The sequence below is a fragment of the Amycolatopsis sp. CA-128772 genome (assembly GCF_002904295.1).
Classification (GTDB): Bacteria; Actinomycetota; Actinomycetes; order Mycobacteriales; family Pseudonocardiaceae; genus Amycolatopsis.
In genome coordinates this window covers 22,411-37,898 of sequence record NZ_PPHG01000061.1, presented here as the reverse complement: position 1 = coordinate 37,898, position 15,488 = coordinate 22,411, and the positions used below count along the sequence as shown (strand labels likewise).

Below are 15,488 nucleotides of genomic sequence, written 5' to 3'. Positions count from 1 at the left end.
CCCGGTCACCCTAGCGGGGGCGGCACGAACCTCACCTCCACGCTTCCGAGCGCGCCGAAGTCCGCGACCACGTGGCCCCCGGCGTGGATCGGGCACGGTGGCGTCGCCGTTCCCGTCGTCACGATGTCGCCCGGGCGCAGTGCGCGGCCGTGGCGGGGCAGTTCCATCGCCAGCCAGTGCAGGGCCAGCCGCGGGTCGCCCAGGACCAGGCTGCCGCTGCCCCGGGCGAACTCCTCGCCGTCGACGTGCAGGACCACCGGCCGGCGCGGCAGGTCGAGGTCGCGCCAGCCCGGCACCGGCCGGCCTTCGACGAACCGGCCCGCGCACGCCACGTCGGCCAGCAGTTGCGGGCCGCCCGCGTGCCGGTGGTCCGTGTAGCGACTGTCCGGCAACTCGATGGCCAGGAACATCGTGTCGACCGCGTCGAGCACCGCGGTCAGGGACGGCGACGGGCCCGGGTCGGCCTTGAGCCGGAAGGCGAACTCCGGTTCGGCGACGCCCATCGTCATCGTGTCGGCCGGCACCGGATCGCCCTCGGCGTGGTGGAACCGCTCGAACATCGCGCCCGGCAGCGGTCCGGGGACGTCGAGGTACTGCCGGGCGTACACGGTGGTCGCGGCGATCTTCCAGCCCGACACCGGCCCGGCCAGCTCGGCGAGCGCCGCCTGCACCGCCATGCCCTCGGCGAGGTCGCGCGGGCGGACGTCGTCCGGAAGGCCGTCCAGCCGCTTGCCGGTCAGCCACGCGTCCCAGATCAGTTCCGCCGCCCGCGCTCGGTTCACGCCCGCGATCTTGCCAACCGGAAGACCGGGTGTCGATCGGCTTCCGCGGCGAACGCCTCGGCCGGGTCGCCCGGCTTGGCGTCGAAGAACGGCGCCGTGACCGGGAGCTTGCGGACGTACGCGCGCAGCACCGGGCCCGCCGTGGCGGCGTCGGCCGCCTCGACCTCCCACGTCTCGCGCCGCCGGCCGCGCCACAGCCGGGCGGTGGCGTCGGCGCGCAGGTTGTGCACCCAGCCGACCTGCCCGTACGGCGACACGAGCCAGCGGTCGCCGTCCACCTCGATGACGTTGACCGGCGTGGTCCGGTCCGCGCCGCTCTTGCGGCCCCGGGTCGTCAGCAGGAACCCGGTGCCGCCCGCGGCCGGGATCCCGCGCGCCAGCAACGCCTTCACGAGCACGTTGACGGTCTTGCGGGCCACGCCCAGCCGGTACTTCCGCGCCATCACGGGTGCATAGCGTAGACCCCGGAGAGGTCCCGCACCCGCGCCCAGACGTTCTCGAAGCGGCCGGCGTCCACCACCGGCTTGCGCAGCGCGGCCAGCGCGATCGCCTGCTGGGCTTCGGTCGAGCTCGCCTTGCCGTTGAGGTCCACCGCGGCGGCGCTGAAGTCCTGGACCAGCACCGCGAAGATCTGGTCGACGACCTCGTCGGCCAGTCCGGTGATGCGGGCCTGCTCCAGGATCAGCTGGCCGTAGACGATCAGCGTGAACAGCTCGGTCAGCGCGAGCCCGAAGTCGAGGTCGGCCTGCTGGGCCTCGTCCGGCGCCGCCTCGGTGAGCAGCTTGACCAGGTAGCCGGCCTGTTCGGTGAAGAGCGCGACGTTCGGGATGCGCGCAGCCTCGGCGTAGGCGGTCTTCCAGTCGTGGAACCGGACCTTCGACAGCCCGCGCGCCGGGCCCTGGCGGAACAGGAACTCGTCGTCCGCGGCGTCGGTGCGGGTCGGCACCGGCGCGTACTCCTGCGGCGCGAACAGGTAGTTCGGCATGAACTTGGCGATCAGGGCCAAGTTGACGGCCACTGTCCCTTCCAGTTTCGGCAGGCCGTCGATGTCGTTCTTCGACATTGCCAGATAAGTGTCGGCTTCGAAGCCCTTGGCCGCCACGACGTCGGCGACCAGGCCGATCACCTTCTGCGCCTCCGTCGTCACCTTCATCTTGGTGATCGGGTTGAAGAGCAGGTAGCGGCGGTCGTCCGGGTTCGCGCTGCGGAAGTAGTCGATCGCACGATCGGAGAACAGTTTCATCCCGGTCAGCCGCGCGTACGCCTCGACGAACTCGCGCCGGACGTGCGGGAAGTCGGTGACGGGCTTGCCGTAGAGGACGCGGTTGTGCGCGTGCGTGATGGCCTCGTACAGCGAGTGCGTCGCCATGCCGATGCCGCCGAAGCAGAGGTTGAACTTGCCGATGTTGACCGTGTTCAGCGCGGCACTGAACGCCTCGGCGCCGACGTGCAGGATGTCTTCGGCCTGCACCGGGTAGTCCTCGAGCCGGAACTCGGCGACGTACATCTGCGACGGCACGACGTTCTTCACCACGTGGTAGTTCGGGTGTTCGGAGTCGGCGTAGAAGAAGACGTACTGGTCGGGGCCTTCGACGCCGTCGATGCGTCCGAAGACCGAGACAGTGCGCGCACAGTTGCCGTTGCCGATGTAGTACTTCGAGCCGGTGGCGCGGTAGCCGTTGCCGTCCTTCGTCAGCACCATGTCGGAGGAGTAGATGTCGGCGCCGTGGTCCTTTTCGGACAGTCCGAACGCGCCGACGCCGCCGGCGTCCAGCGCGTCCGCGGCGCGCCGGCGGGCGACGTCGTTGCCGCTCTGCCACACCGGGCCGAGGCCGAGGATCGTGACCTGCCACGGGTACCAGTAGTTGAGCCCGTAGAAGCCGAGGATTTCCGACAGCGCGGCGACACGGCTGGTGTCCCAGCGCTTGTCCGGGTTCCCGCCGGCGTTCGCGGCCGGGGTCAGGATCGTCGAGAACAGCCCCTCCTTGCCCGCGAACTCGATGAAGTCCGCGTAGAAGGTGCGGTTGTGGTAGTCCTCGGTCAGTTTCGCCTTGCCGCGCTGTTCGAACCAGTCGATGGTGGCGCGCAGCAGGCGCCGCGTCTCGGCGTCGAAGTGCGCCGGGTCGTACTCGCGCGGGTTCAGCAGCATGGTGGTCCTCCTCGATTACCGACCGGTAACTTAGCAAGGTCCGCCGAGTGCGGGCAATCTCACTGGGAGTACGTCACCCTCTCCCGCTATACTGATCATGCGGGCCGCTCAGTTCTGCCTCGGCCCGCTGCTGTTGTCGACTACCACGCGCCGCGGCCGTTGACCGGTCTGCGCCGGGCAGGACAACCCTTCTCAGGTTACGGAGACCAGGGCATTTCACGTGCCCGCATGCACTTATGAGTACTTTCGCCGAACTTGGCTTGCCGACTCCCCTCGTGGCCGCACTGGCCGGTCAGGGCGTCACCGAGCCGTTCCCCATCCAGGCGGCGACCCTGCCGCACACCCTCGCCGGACGTGACGTGCTGGGGCGCGGCCGCACCGGCTCCGGCAAGACGTACGGCTTCGTGCTGCCCGTGCTGGCCCGCCTCGCGGCCGGCCCGACGCGGCGCAAGCCGGGCCGTCCCCGCGCGCTGATCCTGGCGCCGACGCGCGAGCTCGCGACGCAGATCGAGGCGTCGATCCTGCCGCTGGCGAAGCCGCTTGGCCTTCGCGTGACGACGATCTTCGGTGGTGTCAGCGCGAACCCGCAGATCACGCGGCTGCGTGACGGCGTCGACATCGTCGTCGCCTGCCCCGGCCGGCTCGCCGACCACATGCGCTCCGGGCACGTGAAGCTCGACGCCATCGAGATCACCGTCCTGGACGAGGCCGACCACATGGCCGACCTCGGCTTCCTGCCGGAGGTCCGGCGGATCATGGACGCGACGCCGTCCCGCGGGCAGCGGATGCTGTTCTCCGCGACCCTGGACAACGGCGTCGACGTGCTGGTCAAGCGCTTCATGAACGACCCGATCACGCACAGCGTCGACTCCGCGCAGTCGCCGGTGTCGACGATGGAGCACCACGTCCTGCACCTGGAGGAGACCCACCGGCTGCCGGTGCTGGTCGACCTGACGGCCGCGCCGGGCCGCACGCTGGTGTTCACCCGGACCAAGAGCCGGGCGAAGGCACTGACGCGCAAGTTGGTGGCCTCGGGCGTTCCCGCGGTGGAACTGCACGGCAACTTGGGCCAGAACGCCCGCACGCGCAACCTCGAGGCGTTTTCCTCGGGAACTGCCCGCACACTGGTGGCAACCGACATCGCGGCGCGGGGCATCCACGTCGACGACGTCCGGCTGGTCATCCACGCGGACCCGCCGGTGGAGCACAAGGCGTACCTGCACCGGTCGGGCCGCACAGCCCGCGCCGGGGCGTCGGGCACTGTTGTGACACTGATGACGGACGCACAGGTCCGCGACGTGCGTGACCTGGCGCGCAAGGCGGGCATCAAGCCGACGACGACCCAGCTCGGCCCGGGTCACCCGCTGCTGGCGGAGCTGGCCCCGGGCGAGCGCACGTTCTCGAAGGCCCCGGCGGTGGACAACCGCCCGAAGAAGGTGTCGGCGACGGGCGCGGCCCCGGGTAGCGGCGGCCGCGGCCGCCGTGGTGGCGCTGCGGCGCCGAAGGAGAACCGGGGCGGTCAGCGTTCCCGGGCCAACGGTCAGGCGCGGCGCGAAGAGCCGAACCGGACGGCGAAGCCGGAGTCCGGTCGCCGGGCATCCGGTGGTGGCCGTCGAGGTACGGCCGCCGGCGGAGCGGCGAAGGGCCACGGCCGGGCCGGCGGAGCCGCTGGTGAGCGGCGCACCGGGTCGTCCGGTGGGGCGGCGGCGTTTTCGTCCGGTAGCCGGGCCGGAGCGCGCCGGCCGCGATGAGTTCGGGCTCGGCAGCCGACTTCCCGTCGGCTGCCGAGCGAGTCTCACAGCGACGAGGTGAGCCCCCGGGCTCGCAGCACCGCGCGCTCCAACGGACGGAACACCAGCAGTTCGATCCCCACGCCGACCAGCAGGATCAGGAAGATCGCCGCGATCACCGTCTCCATGCTGTTGAACGATGAGCCCTGGTTCAGGTACGCGCCAAGGCCGATGCCCAGCTGCGGGGACAGCGCGATCAGCTCCGCCGCCATCAGCGACCGCCACGAGAACGCCCAGCCCTGCTTGAGCCCCGCCAGGAACCCCGGCAAGGCCGCCGGCAGCAGGATGTGGCGGGCCGACGACAGGCGGTTCGCGCCCATCACCTGACCCACTCGGGGCAGGATCGGCGGGATCTGGTCGATGCCCGAGACGAGACCGTTCGCGATCGACGGGACCGAACCCAGCAGGACCACGAAGTAGATCGCCGCGTCGTTGATGCCGAACCAGAGGATCGCCGCCGGGACCCAGGCGACCGACGGGAGGCTCTGCAGGCCCGTCAGCAACGGCCCGATCGCCGCGCGCACTACGCGGACCTTGGCCACCACCAGGCCGAGCGGAGTGCCGATGAGCACACCGGCGAGGAAGCCGAGCGCCGCTCGGTGCACCGACGTCCAGACGAAGCCGAACACCTGGCCGTCGACGACGATGCTCCAGAACTCGTTCCACACCGCCGCCGGGGCCGGGAGCTGCGACTCCGGCCAGAACGCAGCCGCCCAGAGGACCTGCCAGATCACGACCAGGAGGACCAGCGCGCCCAGCGGGGGCAGGAATCCCCAGGCGAACCGCTTCCAGAACCCCGGGCGGCGCTCGCCGACCGGGGCGTCGAGCGAGTCCAGTCCGGCGCCGACCGCGTCGAGGTCGGGCTCGGCGGACCGGTCAAGCTGCGGCATGGGTGCTGATCACCTCACGCAGGTGCCCGGTGATTTCCTCGGTCAGCTCTTCGGCGTCGGCCAGCGGCACGTCCGTCCACTCGCGCACGACCCGGCCCGGCCGCGACGACAGCAGCACCACGCGCTGGCCCAGCCGGACGGCTTCGCGCACGTCGTGCGTCACGAACAGCACCGACGTGCCCGTGCTGCGGTAGACGCGCAGCAGCTCGCCCTGCAGGACGTCGCGGGTGATGGCGTCGAGCGCGGCGAACGGCTCGTCCATCAGCAGCAGTGACTGCTCCGGGTCGCCACCGACGCGCAGGGTCGCGGCCAGGGCGCGGGCCAGCGCGACGCGCTGCCGCATGCCGCCGGACAGCTCGTGCGGGCGCTTGCCGCCCGCGCCGTTCAGCCGGACCAGCTCCAGCAGCTCGGCGGCCTTTTCGCGGCGCTCGGTCCGGCCGAAGCCGGCCAGCCGCAGCGGCAGCTCGACGTTGCGGGCCGCGGTCAGCCACGGCATCAGCGCGGCTTCCTGGAACATCACCGCGGGCCGGGAGGTGTTCAGCGTGATCTCGCCCGCCGACGGCGCGTCCAGGCCGGCGACCAGGTTCAGCAGCGTGCTCTTGCCGCAGCCGGACGCGCCGAGCAGGCAGACGAACTCGCCGGGCGCGACGGTCAGGTCGACGCCGTCGAGCGCGACGACCGCGCGGCCGGCCGTGCCGAACACCTTGCGCACGCCGTCGAGACGCACCGCGGTCGCGCCGGTGAAATTGGTGCGGCCGGTCGGGAGGGTCGTGGTCATCGCTGGCTGCCTCTCCGGATCACTCTCTTTTTCTCGGCAATTCCGGGTGGCGGAGCCCCCGGCCCGGGGTGGAACCCCGGTTTCACTTGGTCAGTTCGGGAGCGTCGACGGCGGGCAGGTTCTTGGCCTTCAGCACCTCGTTGAGCGGACCGAAGTCGGCGAAGCCCTTCAGCGCCACGGCCGACTTCACCACGCCGGCCGTCACCGAGTCCTGCGCGAGCTGCGGGAATTCGGCGGCGATGGGGTCGGTGGTCAGCTCGATGCCGGAGAAGGCGCGGTCCAGGACCGCTGCGCTCAGGGTACTGCCGGCCAGCTCCTTGAGCGCGCCGTTGACCACGGTCTTCGCGTCCGCCGGGTTCGCCTTGGCCCAGTCGATGGCGGCCAGCTCGCCCTTGAGGATCGCGCGGACGGTGTCCGGGTGCTGCTGCAGGAACTCGCTGCGCACAATGACGACAGTGGTCGGGAACCGGCCGCCGGGCCACAGTGCCTTCTCGTCGACCAGTACCTTCGCGCCGGCGTCGAGGACCAGCCGGGACGCCCACGGCTCGGGCAGCCAGCCGCCGTCGACCTCGCCCTTCTTGAACGCGTCGAGCGTCTTCGGGTTGTCGAGGTTGGTGATCTTGACCTGGCCGGTCAGTTGCTTGCCGGCGAGGAACTTCTTGAGGGCGACGTCCTGGGTGTTGGCCAGCTGCGGAGTGGCGATGTTCTTGCCCTTGAGTTGGTCGACACTGGTGATGTCCGGCTTGACGACCAGTTGCGCGCCGCCCGAGACGGCGCCGGAGACCAGCTGGATGGCGCCCTTGGACTTGGTGAAGGCGTTGATCGCCGGGCCGGAGCCGAGGAAGGCGACGTCGAGGGAGCCGCCGAGCAGGGCGTTGACCTCTTCGGGGCCGGCGTTGAAGGTCTGGGTGGTGAGCTTGGTCGAGCCGAGCTCGGTCTTGAAGAAGTCCTTCTTGACGCCGATCAGCGCGGGGGCGTGCGTGACGTTCGGGAAGAACCCGACGCGGACCTCGCCGGCGGCGCCCTGGTTGGCGGCCGGCGCGGTGCTGCTGTCCGCCCGCGAACAGCCGACGAGCACGCCCACGGCGGTCAGGGCGGCCAGCGCCGAGGCCAGGATGCGGGTTCTGTGGTGGGTGCGCACGTCAGCGTCGCCTTTCGGGTCGATGTGGGGGCGAGGTTCGCACGGTCACCCACTCAGGCGCATAGCCATCCGCATCCCGGGACACCTCGTGAGATTTCTTGACATCGACGGCCCTGAGGCTTACGGCCGGTGAGAAAGTCGCCGGCGCGGGCAACCACTCGCGTTACCCGGACGTGGTAGGAGTGACCACGGATTCGGGAGGAAGTCATGACGAGCACCGCACACCGACGGGGCCACGGGGCCACCGGCGTCCGGGTGGCGCTGGTCTTGCTGTTCGTCGGGCTGGGCCAGGCGTCGTTCGAGTGGCTCAGGTCACTGGGCATGGACCCCGTGACGAGCTTGGTGGTGTGGGCGATCCCGGTCGTCACGGCGGCGGCGGTGACGCTGGTGCTGTGGGTGGCGTCGGACCGCGCGTTCACGCTGCGCAACTGGTTGCCGGTGGCGATCTCCATCCCGGTGTACCTGGCCGGGGCGTTCGGCCTGGCCACCGGGACGGCGAGCCTGGTGGCGTCGATCGTCAGTGGCGTCGGGCTCGGGGTGGCCGTGGTGACGGTCTCCGGGCTGCTCCGGTCGCGCCGCCGCGCCGAGGTGGGTCAGTAGCGTTCAGTTGCGCTTCAGTTGCTCGCCATTGGCCGCCAGTTGCGGATCACGGGCGGCCCAGTGGCGGACCAGTTGCCGCTTAGTTGCGCCCGCTGGCAGCCAATGGCGCTCCAGTTGCAGCTTAGTTGCGGCCCGCTGGCGGCAGTTGCGGCTCAGTTGCGGTCCACTGGCGGCCAATGGCGCTTCAGTTGCAAGTCAGTTGCGGCCCGCCGGCGGTAACTGCGGTCCACTGGCGGGTCAGTTGCCGCTCAGTTGCGATTCACTGGCGGTTCAGTTGCGGTCCAGTTGCGGTGGGTGGAGCGGGCCCACTGGCGGTTCAGTTGCGCTTTAGTTGCCGTTCAGTTGCGCAGCAGTAGGGACACGTCGCCGAACTCGTGCCAGAGGTATCGCTGCTCCACTGCCGCGTCGTACGCCCGCTGGACCACGCTCGCCCCGGCGACCGCCTCCAGCAGCAACAAGTGTGACGCGTCCGGGGCGTGCAGGCCGGTGACGATGCCGTCCACCGCAGTTGCCGGCCGGTCCGGGCCGAGCACCAGCTCCGTCCAGCCTTCGGCCGCGTGGACCGCACCGTCCGACGCTGCCGACTCCAGCGCGCGGGCGGCCGTCGTGCCCACCGCGATCACCCGGCCGCCGCGGCTGCGGACCCACGTGGCCAGGGCCGCCGTCGTCGCCGGGACGCGGAACCGCTCGGCCTGGGGTGGCTCGCCCGCTTCCGGGGAGGACACCCCCGTGTGCAACAGCAGCGGGGCGAACAACACCCACTGCGTCACCAGGCCGGTCACCAGTTCCGGCGTGAACGGCCGCGCCGCCGAAGGCATTTCCGCGCTGCCCGGCTCGCGGGCGAACACCGTCTGGTAGTCCGACAGCGGCCACGCCCGCGGGACATACCCGTAGCGGATCGGCCGGCCGGCCGCCGCCAGGAACCGGGTCAGCTCGGCCGGCACCTCCGCCCGCCACAGCCGTGCCGCGCCCGGGACCACCGGTGCCAGCAACGTCAGGGACGCGCCGCCGGGCAGGTCCAGCCGCTCCCCCGGGCGGCCGTCGAGGAGCGGGCCGCCGGGGGCGCGCAGCTCGACGACCCAGGAACCGTCGTCGAGCGACGTCGAAAAGTGGACCACCACCGGCCGCCCGGCTCGGCGGGCGTCGACGGCGGCCGGGAGCGTGCCGGACGTGTTGACGACCAGCAGGTCCCCGGGCCGCAGGTGCTCGCCCAACGACGAGAACACCGTGTGGTGAACGCCCGACGGCGACGCGACCAGCAGGCGGACGCCGTCGCGGGCCAGGCCGCGGGCCTCCGGGGGTGCCGACGCCGAAAGGTCCGGCGGCAGGTCGAACCGGACGTTCATGCCGGCACCACGAGGTCGGCAGCGCGGTAACGGCCGCTCGGCGGGCGCTCGTCGAGCAGCCGCAGGAACGCCGGGACGGCCGTCTCCGGCAGCGGCCGGTCCGAGATGTCCTCGCCCGGGAACGCCCGCTGGTGCATGGCCGTGCGCAGGTCGCCCGGGTCGACCGCGTACACGGACAGGGCTGGGTGTTCCGCGCCGAGGACGGCGGTCACCTGGTCGAGCGCGGCCTTCGCGGAGCCGTAGCCGCCCCAGCCTTCGTACGCTTCGATTGCGGCGTCGGAACTGATGTCGATCAGGACGCCCCGGGCCGCCGTCAACGCCGGCAGCAACAGTTGCGTCAACGCCAGTGGCGCGAAGACGTTGACGCGGTAGACGTCTTCCAGCTCCGCCAAGGGATAACGGGCAAGGGGCGGCAGCGGGCTGACCCCGAGTGAACTGGCGTTGTTGACGAGCAGGTCGAGTGCGGGACAGGCGTCGGCGAGGGCGGCTCGGTGGGCCGGGTCGGTGACGTCGCCGGCGATGGCCGTGAAGCCGGCCTCGCGCGCCGCCGAATCCAGGGCGGCCGCGTCACGGCCGGTGCCGATGACCGTCCACTGGCGACCGGCCAGGGCGGCCGCGAGCGCGCGGCCCAGCCCGGCGGACGCGCCGGTGACGAGTGCGGTGGGCATGGTGCCTCCTTCGAGGGGTACCACACCATCGTGAAACCTCTACATTACTTGAGGTCAACGGTAGGCCGGCCGCGCAGCACGAAGTACGCTGCCAGCGAAACGACCAGGCCGACGTAGTACGCGAGGTCCGCGCCGTGCAGCGCGGTCGCGACCGGTCCTGTGTAGAGGGTCGTGTTCATGAACGGCACCGCCGCGCCGAAACCGGCGAGGAAGGCCACCACCGCCGCCCACGGGCGCACGGAAACCGCGGCCAGGACGTCCACGCGACCGCCGCCGCGGGTGCGCGCGAGCCAGTCCGGGACGACGACCCCGAGGAACGGCGGGATCCAGTAGCTCACGAACAGCAGCACGTTCTGGAACTTCGCCGACAGCTCGCCGCTGTGCATCCAGAGGATCAGCGCGAACGCGAGCACCGTGACGATCACCGCCGACACCGGGCGCCGGAGCCGGACGCCGACCGTCTGCAGGGCGAGCGAACCGCTGTAGTCGTTCATCGCGTTCGACGACACCGCCGCCAGCGCGATCACGGCCAGCGCCAGCGCACCGAGGAACCCGCCGCCGAGCAGCTCGGCGACGCCCTTCGCCGTCTGGTCGCCGAGCGACGACCCCAGCGCGAGCCCGAGCCCCTCGCCGATCGCGTACGACACGACGAGGCCGAGCAGCGTGGCCAGGAAGACACTGCGGGACGACGTCGAAGCGGGCAGGTACCGGCTGAAGTCCGAGGCGTAGGGCGCCCACGAGATCGCCAGCGACAGCGTCACGGTCGTGAAGAGGACGACGCCGCCCGCGAGGTCGGCGCCCGAAGCGGTGTCGGCGGTGGCGATCGGGTGCCCGGCGAGGACCTTCACGGTGAGCGCGGCGAACGCGAGCACCAGCAGCACGCTCATCACCGCCTGCACACGGTGGATCAGGGCGTAGCCGAACACGCCGAGCGCGCACTGAAGCACGAGCACGATCAGCACCGCCGCCCAGAACGGGAGCCCGGTCAGCTCGGCGAGGGCCTCGCCGCCGAACAGGCCGACCAGCGCGTCCCAGGCGATCGAGCCGAGCCACTGCACCAGGCCGGGCAGGACGACGCCGCGGCCGAAGGGCAGCCGGGCGAGCGGCAGCTGGCCGGTGCCGGTGCGCGGACCCCAGGTGGACAGGTACGCCACCGGCAGCGACCCGAGCACGGTGCCGGCGAGCATCGCGGCCAGGCCGGTCCAGAACCCGAGACCGAGCGACGCCGCGAGGGTGCCGGTGAACACCGCCGTCATCGTCAGGTTCGGCGCGAACCAGACGCTGAACAGCCGCCACGGGCGGCCGAACCGGTTGTCCGCCGGCACCGGCGCGATGCCGTGGGTTTCGATCGCCAGGTCCCCGCCGCCGGTGGGCATCCGCCCGCCGAAGACCTCGGCGTCCAGGCCGTGTCCGCTCATGTCGTGCCTCCTGTCGCCGATCACCCTAAAGCGCAGCCGCGTGGTGTAACGCGACGGCCCGAACGGACGAATCACGGTTAGCCGTTACCGGACCGCACCACCTGCCGGCCAAGACCCATCGGGAGGGGGGTCGCGAAGTGCAGCACCTGCGGACGCCGGCCATGACCGGCCTGCTGGCCGCCGGGTGCGCGCTCGGCGTGGTCGCGTTGACGCTGAAAGCCGGCGAAGGCTCCCACTCCGCGCTCGACACCGCGCTCAGCACCACGACCGGGTTCCTGTTCCTGCTCGCGGGCGCGGTCGCGCACGTGCGGCGCCCGGCCAACCCGATCGGGGTGCTCATCACCCTCGCCGGGGTCGCCCTCTTCCTCGAGGACCTGCAGTTCACCGGCAACGCGGTGCTCTACACGGTCGCCGTGCCGCTGCGCGCGGCGTCCAGCCCGGTGATCGCGCACCTGGTGCTCGCCTTCCCGCACGGCCGGCTCCGCTCGCGCTGGGAGCGGCTGCTGGTGGCCGCGGCCTACCTGGTCGTGCTCGGCTCGGGCGTGGTCGGGCTGCTCGTCGACGACGACCCGCGCGACCTGCTGGCGCTCTGGCCGGGCCGCGGCGCGTTCGCCGACCGCGCCCTGGACCTCGGCGCGACGGCGATCAGCGCGGGCGTGATCGTCGTGCTGCTCTACCGGTGGCTGACCGGGCGGCTGCCGCAGCGGCGCCTGCTGTCGCCGGTGGTGGTGATCGCCCTGGCCGGCGCGCTGACGTCGGGCGCGGGCACGGCCCTGGGCGACGCCCACCCGCTGTCCGCGCCGCTGCTGCAGGCGTACCGGATCCTGTTCTGCCTGTGGCCGCTGGCGTTCCTGGCCGGGGTGATGCGCGCCCGCGTCGGCAACGCCGAGATGATCCGGTTGCTGCTGGAACGCGACGGCACCGGCCTGGCCGCGCTCGTGCAGGACGACGAGGTGTGGAAGGACAGCCGGTCGATCGACGCGCTCAACGCGGCCGCCGGGCTGGTGCTGGACAACCAGCGGCTCACCGCGGAGCTGGAGCAGCGGCTGGCCGAGGTGCGCGCGTCCCGGGCGCGGCTGGTCGCGGCCGGCGACGACGAGCGCCGCCGCCTGGAGCGCGACCTGCACGACGGCGCCCAGCAGCGGCTGGTCAGCGTCGTGCTGCTGCTGCGGATGGCCGGCCGCCGGTCCGGCGCCGAGCTGCCGCCGGAGCTGCGGGTCCTGCTGGCCGGCGCGGTCGACGAGCTGCAGACGGCGATCACCGAGCTGCGGGAGCTGGCCCGCGGCATCCGCCCGGCGATCCTCACCGAAGCGGGGCTGCTCGCGGCGGTCCGGTCGCTGGCCGACCGGATCCCGATGGAGGTGGCGCTGGCGGCCGGCGCGGTCCCCCGCCTCGACGCGGCGGTGGAGGCGACGGCGTACTTCGTGACGTCGGAGGCGCTGACCAACGCCCTGAAGCACGCGCGGACCGAGCGCGCCGACGTCCGGATCGCGGTGACGGGCGCCGGGCTGCGGGTCGAGGTGACGGACGTGGGTGTCGGCGGCGCCGACGTCGAAGGCGGTTCCGGGCTGGCCGGGCTGCGGGACCGCGTGCAGGCCCTCGGCGGCGACCTTTCCGTCACCAGCGCCCCGGGCGGCACCACGGTGACCGCGGTCATCCCCCTGGACTCCGAAAAGCCGTGAGGGGCACCTTCCCGGCTTCGAAGCCAGGAAAGTGCCCCTCACGGAACAGGAACAGAACAGGAACTAGACGAGCAACAGGAACAGCAACCCGTTCGGGGTGCCGAGGCCGGTCACGTCGTCGTAGCCCGGGGTGGTGTGGATGGTCAGGCCCTGGTAGTCGAGGGTCCGCACCGAGTGAAGCAGACCGTCCGAGGCGTCGACCGAGTTCGCGTAGTCCACGCGGGCTACCGCGGCGTCCACGTGCTTCACGTCGCTGATCGCCGGGGTCCGGGAGGTCAGCTTGTAGATCACGGGGTTGATGAAGCCGTGGTGGAAGTGGTCGAAGCTGTCGGCCACCGCCATGATGCCGGCGAACACCGGCGACGCGAGGCTCGTGCCGCCGATCCGGTACTGGTCGTAGTAGGCGCCGTCCGGGAAGGTCTGCGTCTGGCCGACCAGGAAGCCGGTGTTCGGGTCGCCGACCGCGGAGATGTCCGGGACGACGCGGCCCTTGGAGTTGCCGGTCTGGTTCTTCTTCGCCAGCGCGTCCGGCACGACACCCTTCTGGTAGAAGGGCTGCGCGAACAGCCGGCTCGTGCCGCCACCGGAACCGCTGGTGTAGTTGGCCGGGCCGTAGACCCCGTTGGTCAGCGTCGACTTGCTGGTCTCCCAGCCGGTCTCGAAGATCTTCTTGCCGTCCTTGCCGATGGCGATGGACGTGCCGCCGACCGCGGTGATCCACGGCGCCGAGGCGGAGAAGTCCGGCGACGGCGTGCCGAGGCGCGCGACCTCGTCGCCGTTGTCACCCGAGGAGAAGTAGACGCCGATGCCCTCGAGCACCGCCTGCAGCGAGATCTGGTTGAACACCTTGACCTCGTCGGCCGGGATGTCCTCGCCGGTGTCGCCGTAGGAGTTCGACACGATGTCGGCCTTGTGGCCGGCGATGACGTAGTTCAGCGCCACGTCGAGGGCGTTGTCCTCGCACGACTCGCCGCCGACGTACAGGATGTCGGCGCCCGGCGCGAGACCGTGGGCGGCCTCGACGTCGAGGGTTTCCTCGCCGTACCAGCCCGCCGCGTCGCACTGGTCCGGCGGCTCGAGGACCGGGTTCGCCGGGAAGACGTGCTGCTTGAACTGGCTCGGCTTCAGCGGGTGCTGCGGGTCGTTCTTCTTCGCGTACGTGCTCGCGTCGGAGTAGATGGTCGGCGAGGCGAACGCGTCGACGATGGCGATCGTGGTGCCCTTGCCGTCCGCGCCGACCTTGTCGATGCCGTAGGCCGACCGCAGCTGCGCCGGGGTGTAGCCGCAGGGGGCGTACGGCAGCTGCTTGCCGTTGTAGGCCGGATCGGTGGTGTCGATCTTCTCGCCGTAGTAGGCGCTGCACGGCCGGGCGTTGCGGAAGCCGGGGCCGGGCGGGACGTCGGACGGCGTCCCGGAACCGGTGGCGTGGTCCGGCTTGAACAGGTTGGTCGCCTGGTCGACGCCGACGACGCCGAGGACGTCGCCGGCCAGGTTCGCCGGCACCGACAGGTTCTTGTCGGCGGCGCGCAGCGTCTGGCCCTTGACCCGGTACTTGCCGAGGTCGACCGCGAACGCGTTCTCGGTCTGGGCGGCGGTGCCGGTGGCCTCGACGTAGGCGCGGTTCGACGGCACCTCGCCGATGCTGAAGCCGTTCCCGGTCAGCCACGACTTGACGGCGTTGACGGTCGCGTCACTGGCGGCGAAGCGGTCGCGCACCTGGTCGGGGCTGAGGTACTGCCGGTAGGTGGCGCTGTCCGGGTCGGAGACGGCCTGGGCCAGCGCCTCGGCGCCGGCGTTGTCGCGCTGGTTCAGGTAGACCCGGAAGCTCAGCTTCGCGGCGGGCGCCTGGTCGGCGACCTTCGCCTGCGCGTTCGCCCACAACGGGTGCGACTGCGGAATGTCCTGACGCCCCTGCGCGGACGCCGTCGCCGGCAGGGCGCCGGTCAGGCCACCCACCACCGCGAGCGAAAGGAGCAGGGTGGAGCTTCTTCGCACAGAAATCTCCCTCTTCGAAAGCGGCCCCCAGAAACGGGCCTTGGAACACCGGCTGAGACTAGATCGGTGTTCCGCTCGCGGGAAGTGCCTGCGGAACCGTTATCTGGACGGGAATTCGCGTGCTGTTGACGGTGGTACGGAAATCCGATTTGTCGCCGAGAAAATGCGAGGAATGCGGTTTTATGCGCGGTTGGTCCGGTTCGCCGGGGTATCACGGACCACGCGGACACGGCGTGCGCCACCTACTAA

At 71.4% G+C, this 15,488-nt stretch carries 13 protein-coding genes; 3 read left to right on the top strand and 10 right to left on the bottom strand.

What is annotated here, in order from left to right; translation table 11 throughout:
• Positions 1–5: 5 nt before the first annotated feature.
• From C2L59_RS21465 to C2L59_RS21455, 3 genes are read right to left on the bottom strand one after another with little or no spacing between them, the layout of a single operon-like run.
• Complete coding sequence (locus C2L59_RS21465) at positions 6–782, bottom strand: 2-keto-4-pentenoate hydratase (RefSeq protein WP_103351296.1); 777 nt, start codon at positions 780–782, stop codon at positions 6–8.
• On the bottom strand, positions 779–1,225 hold the full coding sequence (locus tag C2L59_RS21460; protein WP_199199181.1) for a nitroreductase family deazaflavin-dependent oxidoreductase: 447 nt from the start codon (positions 1,223–1,225) through the stop codon (positions 779–781). Before C2L59_RS21460 ends, C2L59_RS21465 begins: the two co-directional genes overlap by 4 nt.
• Positions 1,225–2,931, bottom strand: coding sequence for an acyl-CoA dehydrogenase family protein (locus tag C2L59_RS21455; protein WP_103351294.1), 1,707 nt, complete (start codon positions 2,929–2,931; stop codon positions 1,225–1,227). Before C2L59_RS21455 ends, C2L59_RS21460 begins: the two co-directional genes overlap by 1 nt.
• 236 nt (positions 2,932–3,167) lie before the next feature.
• On the opposite strand from C2L59_RS21455, the gene C2L59_RS21450 reads away from it, so the two are divergent.
• Entirely contained in the window at positions 3,168–4,682 is a 1,515-nt protein-coding gene (locus tag C2L59_RS21450) for a DEAD/DEAH box helicase (protein WP_103351293.1), read from the top strand.
• A gap of 44 nt (positions 4,683–4,726) precedes the next feature.
• On the opposite strand, the gene C2L59_RS21445 is transcribed toward C2L59_RS21450, so the two are convergent.
• The 3 genes from C2L59_RS21445 to C2L59_RS21435 form a co-directional block, all read right to left on the bottom strand.
• Positions 4,727–5,611 carry an ABC transporter permease gene (locus C2L59_RS21445; protein ID WP_103351292.1) on the bottom strand — a complete coding sequence of 295 codons (885 nt, stop codon included), beginning with the start codon at positions 5,609–5,611 and terminating at the stop codon, positions 4,727–4,729.
• Complete coding sequence (locus C2L59_RS21440) at positions 5,598–6,389, bottom strand: ABC transporter ATP-binding protein (RefSeq protein ID WP_103351291.1); 792 nt, start codon at positions 6,387–6,389, stop codon at positions 5,598–5,600. The genes C2L59_RS21445 and C2L59_RS21440 overlap by 14 nt, the downstream gene beginning before the upstream one ends.
• 82 nt (positions 6,390–6,471) lie before the next feature.
• A complete protein-coding gene (locus C2L59_RS21435) occupies positions 6,472–7,530 on the bottom strand; it encodes an ABC transporter substrate-binding protein (RefSeq protein ID WP_103351290.1) in 1,059 nt (352 codons plus the stop codon).
• 207 nt (positions 7,531–7,737) lie between these two features.
• Here C2L59_RS21435 and C2L59_RS21430 point away from each other — a divergent pair, with 207 nt between their 5' ends.
• Positions 7,738–8,130: a hypothetical protein gene (locus C2L59_RS21430; RefSeq protein WP_103351289.1), complete on the top strand. Its 393-nt coding sequence runs from the start codon at positions 7,738–7,740 to the stop codon at positions 8,128–8,130.
• A gap of 338 nt (positions 8,131–8,468) precedes the next feature.
• Here the strand turns inward: C2L59_RS21430 and C2L59_RS21425 are convergent, their stop codons facing one another.
• Genes C2L59_RS21425 through C2L59_RS21415 form a run of 3 tightly spaced genes read right to left on the bottom strand, consistent with a single transcriptional unit; the run spans position 8,469 to position 11,562 of the window.
• A complete protein-coding gene (locus C2L59_RS21425) occupies positions 8,469–9,476 on the bottom strand; it encodes an S-adenosylmethionine:tRNA ribosyltransferase-isomerase (protein WP_103351288.1) in 1,008 nt (335 codons plus the stop codon).
• Positions 9,473–10,144 carry an SDR family oxidoreductase gene (locus C2L59_RS21420; RefSeq protein WP_199199180.1) on the bottom strand — a complete coding sequence of 224 codons (672 nt, stop codon included), beginning with the start codon at positions 10,142–10,144 and terminating at the stop codon, positions 9,473–9,475. The genes C2L59_RS21425 and C2L59_RS21420 overlap by 4 nt, the downstream gene beginning before the upstream one ends.
• 44 nt (positions 10,145–10,188) lie before the next feature.
• On the bottom strand, positions 10,189–11,562 hold the full coding sequence (locus C2L59_RS21415; RefSeq protein WP_103351286.1) for a cytosine permease: 1,374 nt from the start codon (positions 11,560–11,562) through the stop codon (positions 10,189–10,191).
• A 137-nt stretch (positions 11,563–11,699) separates the two neighbouring features.
• On the opposite strand from C2L59_RS21415, the gene C2L59_RS21410 reads away from it, so the two are divergent.
• Positions 11,700–13,244 (top strand): sensor histidine kinase, encoded by a 1,545-nt coding sequence (locus tag C2L59_RS21410; RefSeq protein ID WP_103351285.1) that lies wholly within the window; start codon positions 11,700–11,702, stop codon positions 13,242–13,244.
• Between the two features lie 63 nt (positions 13,245–13,307).
• Here C2L59_RS21410 and C2L59_RS21405 read toward each other — a convergent pair whose 3' ends face one another.
• Positions 13,308–15,239 (bottom strand): protease pro-enzyme activation domain-containing protein, encoded by a 1,932-nt coding sequence (locus C2L59_RS21405; RefSeq protein ID WP_103351284.1) that lies wholly within the window; start codon positions 15,237–15,239, stop codon positions 13,308–13,310.
• Positions 15,240–15,488: the final 249 nt, after the last annotated feature.

Coding starts and splice junctions, on each gene's coding strand:
- C2L59_RS21450 (WP_103351293.1), top strand. CDS start 3,168: ATGAGTACTTTCGCCGAACTTGGCTTGCCGACTCCCCTCGTGGCCGCA.
- C2L59_RS21455 (WP_103351294.1), bottom strand. CDS start 2,931: ATGCTGCTGAACCCGCGCGAGTACGACCCGGCGCACTTCGACGCCGAG.
- C2L59_RS21440 (WP_103351291.1), bottom strand. CDS start 6,389: ATGACCACGACCCTCCCGACCGGCCGCACCAATTTCACCGGCGCGACC.
- C2L59_RS21420 (WP_199199180.1), bottom strand. CDS start 10,144: ATGCCCACCGCACTCGTCACCGGCGCGTCCGCCGGGCTGGGCCGCGCG.
- C2L59_RS21445 (WP_103351292.1), bottom strand. CDS start 5,611: ATGCCGCAGCTTGACCGGTCCGCCGAGCCCGACCTCGACGCGGTCGGC.
- C2L59_RS21460 (WP_199199181.1), bottom strand. CDS start 1,225: ATGGCGCGGAAGTACCGGCTGGGCGTGGCCCGCAAGACCGTCAACGTG.
- C2L59_RS21415 (WP_103351286.1), bottom strand. CDS start 11,562: ATGAGCGGACACGGCCTGGACGCCGAGGTCTTCGGCGGGCGGATGCCC.
- C2L59_RS21430 (WP_103351289.1), top strand. CDS start 7,738: ATGACGAGCACCGCACACCGACGGGGCCACGGGGCCACCGGCGTCCGG.
- C2L59_RS21425 (WP_103351288.1), bottom strand. CDS start 9,476: ATGAACGTCCGGTTCGACCTGCCGCCGGACCTTTCGGCGTCGGCACCC.